The following is a 10442-nucleotide window of genomic DNA, read 5'->3' on the forward strand; positions in this document are numbered from 1 at the left end:
TTTAACACCTTGATAAAATTACGGCCTAGATCAAGCGTGCGCTTCGGCTAAATATAACCAAGTATCAATTACGGTATCAGGGTTTAACGATACGGTATCGATGCCTTGTTCAACTAACCAAGCCGCGAAATCGGCGTGATCTGAAGGTCCTTGACCACAAATACCGATATAAGCACCCTTGGCCTTAGCCGCTTTAATGGCCATAGACAGCAGGATTTTCACCGCTTCGTTACGCTCATCAAACAAGTGGCTGATGATGCCTGAGTCACGGTCAAGACCGAGTGTTAACTGTGTTAAGTCATTTGAGCCGATAGAGAAACCATCGAAGTGCTCAAGGAATTGATCGGCTAACAGCGCGTTTGACGGTACTTCACACATCATGATGACGCGCAGACCATCTTTACCACGCTCTAAGCCCTGCTCTTTCAGCAGTTCAATCACTTGCTCGGCTTCTTTCACGGTACGAACGAATGGGATCATCACTTCAACGTTTTTCAGCCCCATTTCGTTACGCACACGCTTAATCGCTTCACATTCTAACGCGAAACAATCGCGGAATGATTCAGAGATGTAACGGCTTGCACCACGGAAGCCGAGCATTGGGTTTTCTTCTTCTGGCTCATAACGGTCACCACCGACTAAGTTTGCGTATTCGTTAGACTTGAAGTCTGACATACGTACGATCACTTTCTTCGGATAGAAAGCTGAACCAATTGAGGCGATACCTTCGACTAAGCGGGCAATGTAGAACTCAACTGGAGAGTCGTAACCTGCGATCATCTCGTTGATTTCTTCCTGCAAGGCAGCGTCCTGTTGGTTGAATTCAAGCAACGCTTTCGGGTGAATACCGATCATGCGGTTGATGATGAACTCTAAACGCGCTAGACCCACACCTTCGTTTGGTAAACGAGCAAAGTCGAAGGCGCGATCTGGGTTACCCACGTTCATCATGATTTTCATCGGTAACGCAGGCAATGCGTCAACGCGGTTAGACACTACTTCGAACTCTTGCTTACCTTCGTAGATGTAACCAGTGTCACCTTCGGCGCAAGAAACAGTCACTAACTGACCATTTTTGATACGGTCGGTCACGTCGCCACAACCAACTACCGCTGGTACACCTAATTCACGGGCAATAATCGCCGCGTGACAGGTACGACCGCCACGGTTAGTCACGATGGCGCTGGCGCGCTTCATGATAGGTTCCCAATCTGGGTCAGTCATGTCGGTCACTAACACATCACCTGGTTGGATTTGATCCATATCCGCGATAGAGGTTAGTACCTTAGCCACACCTGAACCCACTTTATGACCGATAGCACGACCTTCAGAGATCACTGCGCCACGGCTCTTTAAGTGGTAACGTTCAATTAATTGTACGTCTTCACGGCTACGAACCGTTTCTGGACGCGCTTGAACGATATAGAGTTTGCCATCGTTACCGTCTTTCGCCCACTCGATGTCCATTGGACGACCGTAGTGTTTTTCGATAACCATTGCTTGTTTAGCCAGTTCCATCACTTCGGCGTCGTTGATGGAGAATTGACGACGTTTTTCAGCAGCAACGTCTTCAATTTTCACTTGTTTGCCGTGAGCAGCATCATCGGAATACACCATCTGGATGAGCTTACTACCGATATTACGGCGAACAACGGCTTTATGACCTTGAGAAAGGATAGGTTTGTGGACATAGAATTCGTCAGGGTTTACCGCACCTTGAACAACCATTTCACCCAGACCGAAAGATGAAGTGATAAACACCACATCGTTGTTGCCTGATTCAGTGTCCATGGTGAACATAACACCTGATGCCGCTTTGTCTGAACGAACCATGCGTTGTACGCCGGCAGACAGGGCAACACCGTGGTGCTCATAACCTTGGTGAACACGGTATGAAATTGCACGGTCGTTAAAGAGTGACGCAAACACGTGCTTAATCGCCACGAGTACAGAGTCAAATCCTTTCACGTTTAAGAAGGTTTCTTGCTGACCAGCAAAAGAAGCATCTGGCATATCTTCTGCGGTAGCAGAAGAACGTACTGCAAATGATGCATCGCTAGTTTCAGCGGCAAGTTTATCGTAAGCTTCACGAATGGCTTGCTCTAAAGCTGGTTGGAATGGGGTGTCAATCACCCATTGTCTGATCTGTGCACCTACTTTTGCCAGTGCATTGACATCATCTACATCCAGTGTGGCTAGAATGTCATAAATCTTCTGGTTTACTCCACTTTGTTCAAGGAACTCATTGAACGCATAAGAAGTAGTCGCAAATCCGCCAGGTACTTGAACACCGGCATTAGCTAGATTGCTGATCATCTCGCCAAGAGAAGCATTTTTACCGCCAACCAAGTTGACGTCACCCATGCCTAATTCCTGATACCAGAGTACGTATTGCTGCACAGTTCTATCTCCGCAAGTTTATTTCAGTGGCCCCTTCACACGAGGGCAGCGGCATTTTACACTCCCGCTGAAGAAGCGTAAATCTATAATTTTATTTGTAATTTTATTACTACAAGAGGTCAGTATGGCACCAAAGGTATTTTACATCTCCGACGGCACAGCGATCACAGCAGAGGTTTTTGGGCATGCAGTTCTCTCGCAATTTCCATTAGAATTTGAGTCACTTACAATTCCATTTGTTGAAACATTGGCAAAAGCTGAAAACGTTAAACGACAAATTAATGATTGTTTTATTACAACAGGCGAACGCCCCTTAGTGTTCCATTCAATCGTTAAACCGGAAATTCGGGACATCATTTATTCGAGTGAAGGTCTCGATTACGATTTTTTAAATACCTTCGTCGCTCCACTTGAACAACATTTAGGCGTAAGTGCATCGCCTGTATTACACCGCACCCACGGTAAAGCCAATCAGGGTTATGAAGCCCGTATCGATGCCATCAATTTTGCGATGGATAATGATGATGGCCAAACCATGAAGCATATGGATCAGGCCGATTTGATCCTGCTGGGCGTGTCTCGCTGCGGTAAAACCCCGTCCAGCCTTTATTTATCGATGCAGTTTGGTATAAAAGCGGCTAACTACCCGTTCACCGAAGACGATATGGATAACCTTAAACTGCCCGAAGCCTTAAAACGCAATAAGAAAAAATTGTTTGGGTTGACCATCGATCCGGTACGCTTACATGAAATCCGCCAAAGTCGGATGGAAAACAGTCGCTACTCTTCCTTAAAGCAGTGTCGTTTAGAGGTAAAAGAAGTCGAGATGATGTTCAAACGTGAACGTATTCCCTATATCGATACCACCAACCACTCGGTCGAAGAAATCGCCACTAAGATTTTGGATGTCACCGGCTTAGAACGTCATATGTTCTAATCTTGATGATTTCGAACGAGACAATCGAGTCCCTCGATTTAGGCTAAATAGGTCTAACTTAAATCAAATTCATTGCACAGTTGCCGACAATTAACACAATTGGCACTGTGCAATGCTGTTCGATTCGTTATAATCCGAGGCAATCTGGCGAAAAGCGCCGCACGCAAGCTCGGTATTTTGAATGACCATTAAAACAGACGAATTACGCACTTCCTTATTAGCTAAAGTCATCTCACCTGCACAACTGGCATCTGAGTACCCGTTAACCCAAGATGCAGCCGATTACCTCGTTCAGCAACGTCGTGAAGTTGAAGCCATTATTATGGGCGAAGATCATCGTCTACTGGTGATCATTGGCCCTTGCTCTATCCATGATACGCAAGCTGCCCTCGACTACGCCCGCCGTTTAGCTGTGCTGCATCAAGAGTTAAAGGACGATCTCTGTATTTTAATGCGGGTGTACTTTGAAAAGCCGCGCACCATTGTTGGCTGGAAAGGGTTAATTTCCGATCCTGACTTAGATGGCAGCTTTGAACCCAATAAAGGATTGCGTATTGCCCGTCAGCTACTACAGCAAATCACTGAGCTGAAATTGCCGATTGCCACCGAGTTTTTAGATATGGTGAACGGTCAATATATTGCTGATTTAATCACCTGGGGCGCTATCGGCGCTCGCACCACTGAAAGCCAAGTCCACCGCGAAATGGCCTCGGCACTCTCCTGCCCTGTGGGTTTTAAAAATGGAACCGATGGCAATATCAATATCGCCGTTGATGCCGTTCGTGCCGCCAAAGTGCCACATATTTTCTATTCACCAGATAAAGATGGCGCTATGTCAGTATATCGTACCCATGGTAATCCTTATGGGCACATTATTTTACGCGGTGGTAAAAAACCTAATTACTTTGAGCAGGATATTGAACAAGCAAGATTAAAACTTGAGTCTGTCAATGTAACGCCGCGTGTGGTGGTTGATTTTAGCCACGGTAACAGTGAAAAAAATCACCTAAAACAACTGGTCGTTGCTGAAAATATCATGGCGCAAATGCGCGCGGGTAGTACGGCCATTGCCGGCATCATGGCAGAAAGTTTCTTACAGGAAGGCAATCAAAAAGTGGTTGAGGGTCAACCTTTATGCTACGGCCAAAGCATTACCGATGCCTGCTTACATTGGGATGACTCAGAAAAATTACTGCGAGATCTGGCTAAAGCCTCACGCGATAGGCGTGAACTTCTCGGTAAATAAGTCAATGACCAAACGCTAAAGGCTTCCACTGGAAGCCTTTTTACTTTTCGTTTTGTCTTAAAACCTAACGATATAGTCGTTTTATATCATTCAAATTGAAAACTCACTATAATCGCGCCTCTTGAAAATGCATAACCTCAGGTTGCCGTATGCCACATTCACTCGACTCTACTCGCCCTGCTTTTTCCGATGCCATCGAACAACGAATCAATCAATCCGAAGCGCGGGTAATCAAAGCCGTATTTCCTTCTATCACCAATCACCACAATACCTTATTTGGTGGTGAAGCCCTAGCATGGATGGATGAAACCGCTTTTATTGCTGCGACTCGTTTCTGCCGTAAAGCCTTAGTTACAGTCAGCTCTGATCGAATCGACTTTAAAAAACCTATTCCAGCGGGTACCTTAGCAGAGCTTATCGCCCGCGTGATCCATGTAGGTAATACCTCGTTAAAGGTCGAAGTCAATATTTTTGTCGAAGACATGTACCAAGATCACCGTGAGCATGCGATCCGTGGCGTATTCACCTTTGTTGCGGTAGACGAACAACGCCATCCGACCCAAGTGTGGACGGCTGAATAAGATTTATACTACGTAATAACGTACTCTAGCCCTTTAACAGCAAGGTTTTAGGGCTAATTTATTCATTCATTTAAGCGAGACAAAAGTATAACAACCAGAAACATATAAAAATTTTGTCCTTCTTGCTGCATAAACCAATAGGATCCTCGATTACTTTTCTGTTACATTGGGTTTAATCTTCACGCGCCACGAACATAATCAAAAAAGCCATGAAGCTAGAAAACTTAAATATAATTATTGCCGACGACCATCCATTGTTTCGAAATGCACTACGTCAAGCACTCAGTAGCGCCTTTGAGCGCACCCAGTGGTTTGAGGCTGACAGTGCCGATGCGTTGCAGTCTGTGTTAGATTCACAAAGTGTCAGCTACGATTTGGTTTTACTGGATTTGCAGATGCCAGGTTCCCACGGCTATTCGACGCTTATCCATCTGCGCTCTCACTACCCTGAGCTGCCTGTTATCGTGATTTCGGCCCACGAGGATATCAATACCATTAGCCGTGCTATTCACTACGGTGGTAGCGGTTTTATCCCTAAATCGGCGTCGATGGAAACCTTGAAAGAAGCCCTAACCGCTGTTTTATGTGGGGATTTATGGCTACCTAAAGGTGCTGATATTATACCTATCGAAGATGACAGCACTGATAAAATGGCCAGTAAGCTCTCAGATCTCACGCCGCAGCAATATAAAGTACTGCAAATGTTTGCTGAGGGCTTGCTCAATAAACAAATTGCCTATGACTTAGGTGTTTCTGAAGCAACCATAAAAGCTCACGCCACTGCCATTTTCAGAAAACTAGGCGTTCGTAATCGCACTCAAGCGGTTATTGCTTTAAGTCAGCTTGAAATGGATAAAGTCGATTTGTCATAGTCGTACGTGTCATTTCAATTCTCAACACAATAAAAATGCCGCAATTGATGCGGCATTTTTATTAATTTCACCAATAGCGTAGCTTATTCAACGCATAGGCAGATTTTTATCTGCAAACATCTCATCAATTAATTGCTGATCACGCAATGCGACGGCCTTCTCAACCACATCACGAGTTAAATGTGGCGCAAAGTGTTGAATAAAATCATACATATAACTTCGTAAGAAACTACCCTTCCTGAAACCAATTTTAGTGGTGCTATGGGCAAATAAATGGCCAGCATCGATGGCAACTAAATCTTTATCAATATTTGGATCAATCGCCATAGAGGCAATCACTCCTACACCTAAACCTAAGCGCACATAGGTTTTCAGCACATCAGCGCTGGTAGCACTAAAGACAACCCGCGGCTCAAGGTTTGCACGATTAAACGCTTTCTCAATTTCCGATGCCCGATCAAATCCAAACACATAAGTCACTAATGGAAAACGGGCTAAATCTTCAATACTAATATGAGTTCGTGTCGCCAAGGGATGATCTTTTGGCACAACGACGGAGCGATTCCAGTGATAACAAGGCAACATAATCAAATCGGAATACAAATGCATCGCTTCGGTCGCAATCGCAAAATCAGCATCACCTCGGGCAGCCTGCTCACTGATCTGCGATGGCGTCCCCTGATGCATATGTAGGTTAACTTTGGGATAACGGTCGATAAACTGGCGAATGATATGGGGTAAAGCATAGCGAGCTTGGGTATCCGTTGTCGCAATATTCAATTCACCTTGATCCGGTTTTGTATATTCCTCAGATACTTTTTTAATACTTTCAACTTTACCTAAGATGTCATTGGCGATATTAATCACCTGCTGTCCCGCTGGCGTCACATGGGTCAAATGTTTACCACTGCGACCAAATATTTGAATACCTAATTCATCTTCCAACATCCGAACTTGCTTACTGATCCCAGGCTGTGATGTGTATAAATTTTCAGCTGTGGCCGATACGTTAAGGTTATGCTTTACGACCTCAGCAATATACCTGAGCTGTTGCAGTTTCATCTTATGTCCTTGTCTCAAACAGGCTGAAATGGATTGGTTAAAATAGCACCACTCAGTATCAGCTATAATCAATCGTTATAGTATATAGTAAAAATTAAAGCAAATAGGAATATAGAGCACAAGTCTTATGTTTCAAACGACAGAAATGATAACCTAGGCTAAGATAACTATGCTAGTTTATTGATTTATTGTAGCATTAGCTCAATTGGATAAATAATGGAACAGCTATGACATTCACCTTGGTTCTGATCCTCATCGGTGCACTATTACTGCTTGTTATCGGAATTAACGTAATACAACAACAAAAAGAACGTGCAGAGGCTGAACGTAGGATTGAATTTGCCCGCCAACGTGCGATTCTTGATGAAACAGAAACCGTATTATCCAATACAGGGATGATACCTTGTAGTACACATATAATGTTAGTGCTCTATCGCCGTGTTCAAGATGCTTTGGAAATGGCAACATCACTGAGTACAAGCCAACAACAAGCAGATTTTCAACGTCGACTTGCCGATATCAAAAATCAAATTGATTCATTACAAGCTAACCCACCTCAAGTCCCGCCGATTGAGAATTTTAGATTGCCTGATAACGACAAACAAACGTTAGTGTTGGTACAAACGTTAAAAAAGTTAAAAGCCATTTTGCGTGCAGAGCATAACAAGGGGAGAGTCGACCCAGCGGTGTTTGGTCAGGAAGAAAATCGTATTGATAGTTTACAGCTCAGAATTAACGTTGACTCTATGTTGTCACGTGCTCGCGCCGCAAGTTTTATGAAGCAATACGGATCTTCAAAGCAAATGGTGACTAAAGCATTAGCCACTTTGCATGCGATTAAAGCGCAGACGCCAAACGACCCCTTCATCGCCCGTAAAGTCGATGAAGCCAAAATGCTATTAGATGAAATTATGGGCGCACAAAAACTCACTGCACCCAGTGCACCTAAACCCAAGAATGAAGAAGACGATATCGATATGCTGTTTCAACCGAAAAAGAAATGGTGATCAATCTTTAAAACACAAAAGCCAAGTCAGTGACTTGGCTTTTTTATTGGTTGAAATCTAACTTAAGCAGTAACACAACCTAGAGCATATTCACAAAGCGTTCATCCTCAATGACGATTTGTGAACATGCCCATAAGCACATGTTTATTTCTTCGCTTTCTTCGCTGATGATTCACTTACCCATTTACCACTAACATAATGGGCGGACCATCCAGTGGCTTTACCGTCGACTTCAGTCGCCACATATTGCTCTTTGGTCTTACGGCTAAACTTCACCGCCGCCTTATTGCCGTCATCATCAGCGATAGGTGCATCTGCAAGATACTGATATTTAGGCCATAAGAGTTCACGGTATTTCACTAATTCTTCAACCAGTGGCGCACGGGTTTCCCTCGATTTAGGGAAGGTACTGGCCGCTAAGAATATCCCTGCCGCCCCGTCACGCAGCACAAAGTGCGCATCCGACTTACTGCATTTCAGCTCTGGTAAGTAAATAGGATCTTCTTTTGGTGGCGCCGCTTCACCGTTTTTCAGTAATTTACGGGTATTCTTGCATTCCGCATTCGTACAACCGAAGTACTTACCAAAACGACCGTTTTTCAGTTCCATATCATGACCGCAGCGGTCACATTCGATTAATGGGCCTTCGTAACCTTTAATCTTAAATTGCCCTTCTTCGACTTCATACCCCTCACAAACAGGGTTATTACCACAAACATGCAGTTTGCGTTTTTCGTCGATAAGATAACTGTCCATCGCCGTGCCGCAAATACCACAGCGGTGCTTGGCACGCAATGCATCGGTTTCGGCATCTTCACTATCGCTGATCGCTTCAATGCCTGGCGTTAAGTTCATGGTGGTTTTGCAGCGCTCTTTTGGTGGCAACTCGTAACCAGAACAACCGAGGAATACCCCTGTTGTGCCGGTACGGATCCCCATTGGACGACCGCAAGTCGGGCACTTAATATTGGTCATCACCATTTGATTGAGGCGCATACCGCCCTCTTCCGGTGCTAATTCTGCTTTCTCTAATTGTTTAGTGAAGTCAGCATAGAAACCATCGAGCACTTTTTTCCAATCCAACTCACCCTTGGCAACATCGTCTAGGGTCTGTTCCATACTGGCGGTAAAGTCATAGCTCATCAACTCGGCAAAACTATTGACTAAGCGTTCACTGACTATTTCGCCCATTTTTTCAGCGTAGAAGCGGCGGTTTTCCACTTTCACGTAGCCACGTTCTTGGATCGTCGAAATAATGGTGGCGTAGGTTGACGGACGGCCAATACCGCGCTTCTCTAACTCTTTAACCAATGACGCTTCACTGTATCGCGCTGGAGGCTTAGTAAAATGTTGTTTAGGCTCGAGTTCAACGAGAGATAATACATCCCCTTCGTTCACTGCCGGTAGCGTATTGTCTTCTTCGTTTTTCTTCTTGATTGCAGTTTGAACACGGGTCCAACCGTCAAAGCGCAGGATGCGTCCTGTTGCTTTAAGTTCGTAGTCGCCTGCTTTCACCGTGAGTTTAGTCGCATCGTATTGGGCAGGTGTCATCTGGCAGGAGACAAACTGACGCCAAATTAACTCGTAAAGGCGCTGCGCATCACGTTCCATATCAGTTAAGGCCGCAGCTTCAACATTGACATTTGAAGGACGAATCGCTTCGTGCGCTTCTTGTGCGCCTTCCTTAGAACCGTAGCGGATAGGCTCGGCAGGTAAATACTTGGCGCCGTATTCCTTGCCAATCATCTCACGTACGCTGCCTAAGGCCTCTTGGCTTAGGTTTGTCGAGTCAGTACGCATATACGTGATGTGACCCGCTTCGTACAAGCGCTGCGCCATCATCATGGTTTTCTTCACACCAAAGCCTAAACGAGTACTGGCCGCTTGTTGCAGGGTGGAGGTAATAAAGGGGGCAGAAGGTTTACTTTGAGTCGCTTTGTCTTCACGGGCAATCACTTTAAAGCTGGCCGAAGATAAGGCCTGCACCGCAGCTAACGCTTGTTGCTCGTTGGTTGGCTCAAAAGCTGAATCTAAATACTTAACCACTTCCATGCGCAGTGCTTCGCTGGCTGGCGTATTGAGCTCAGCATGCACATCCCAAAACTCTTCTGGCACAAAGGCTTTGATTTCGCTTTCACGTTCCACCACGAGACGCACTGCCACAGATTGCACCCGTCCTGCGGATAAACCACGGGCAACCTTCTTCCACAACAGTGGTGACACCATAAAGCCGACGACACGGTCTAAAAAGCGTCGTGCCTGTTGGGCATTAACCATATTGGTGTCGAGGGAAGAAGGCTTACTAAAGGCTTCTTGAATCGCAGATTTGGTGATCTC

The 10442-nt window shown here is 45.1% G+C and carries 8 protein-coding genes; 5 read left to right on the plus strand and 3 right to left on the minus strand.

The window, feature by feature from the left end:
* Positions 1 to 30 precede the first annotated feature (30 nt).
* Positions 31 to 2400 carry a phosphoenolpyruvate synthase gene (ppsA, locus tag SHEWPOL2_RS04655; RefSeq protein WP_037426541.1) on the minus strand — a complete coding sequence of 790 codons (2370 nt, stop codon included), beginning with the start codon at positions 2398 to 2400 and terminating at the stop codon, positions 31 to 33.
* A gap of 124 nt (positions 2401 to 2524) precedes the next feature.
* Between ppsA and SHEWPOL2_RS04660 the strand changes: the two genes are divergently transcribed.
* The 4 genes from SHEWPOL2_RS04660 (at position 2525) to SHEWPOL2_RS04675 (ending at position 6036) form a co-directional block, all read left to right on the plus strand.
* On the plus strand, positions 2525 to 3337 hold the full coding sequence (locus SHEWPOL2_RS04660; RefSeq protein ID WP_011072591.1) for a pyruvate, water dikinase regulatory protein: 813 nt from the start codon (positions 2525 to 2527) through the stop codon (positions 3335 to 3337).
* A gap of 181 nt (positions 3338 to 3518) precedes the next feature.
* A complete protein-coding gene (locus SHEWPOL2_RS04665) occupies positions 3519 to 4583 on the plus strand; it encodes a 3-deoxy-7-phosphoheptulonate synthase (protein ID WP_037426544.1) in 1065 nt (354 codons plus the stop codon).
* A 149-nt stretch (positions 4584 to 4732) separates the two neighbouring features.
* A complete protein-coding gene (locus SHEWPOL2_RS04670; RefSeq protein ID WP_037419524.1) occupies positions 4733 to 5164 on the plus strand; it encodes an acyl-CoA thioesterase in 432 nt (143 codons plus the stop codon).
* Between the two features lie 209 nt (positions 5165 to 5373).
* On the plus strand, positions 5374 to 6036 hold the full coding sequence (locus SHEWPOL2_RS04675; protein ID WP_037419521.1) for a response regulator transcription factor: 663 nt from the start codon (positions 5374 to 5376) through the stop codon (positions 6034 to 6036).
* 87 nt (positions 6037 to 6123) lie between these two features.
* Here the strand turns inward: SHEWPOL2_RS04675 and cysB are convergent, their stop codons facing one another.
* Complete coding sequence (gene cysB / locus SHEWPOL2_RS04680; RefSeq protein WP_011622367.1) at positions 6124 to 7098, minus strand: HTH-type transcriptional regulator CysB; 975 nt, start codon at positions 7096 to 7098, stop codon at positions 6124 to 6126.
* Positions 7099 to 7325: 227 nt separating this feature from the next.
* Between cysB and zomB the strand changes: the two genes are divergently transcribed.
* Complete coding sequence (gene zomB, locus SHEWPOL2_RS04685; RefSeq protein ID WP_037419518.1) at positions 7326 to 8105, plus strand: flagellar motor control protein ZomB; 780 nt, start codon at positions 7326 to 7328, stop codon at positions 8103 to 8105.
* A 144-nt stretch (positions 8106 to 8249) separates the two neighbouring features.
* Here zomB and topA read toward each other — a convergent pair.
* The coding region (topA, locus tag SHEWPOL2_RS04690; RefSeq protein ID WP_037426547.1) for a type I DNA topoisomerase at positions 8250 to 10442 on the minus strand (2193 nt) is incomplete at its 5' end.

Origin of the sequence: Shewanella sp. POL2, assembly GCF_000282755.1 — a bacterium.
GTDB classification, from domain to species: Bacteria; Pseudomonadota; Gammaproteobacteria; order Enterobacterales; family Shewanellaceae; genus Shewanella; species Shewanella xiamenensis.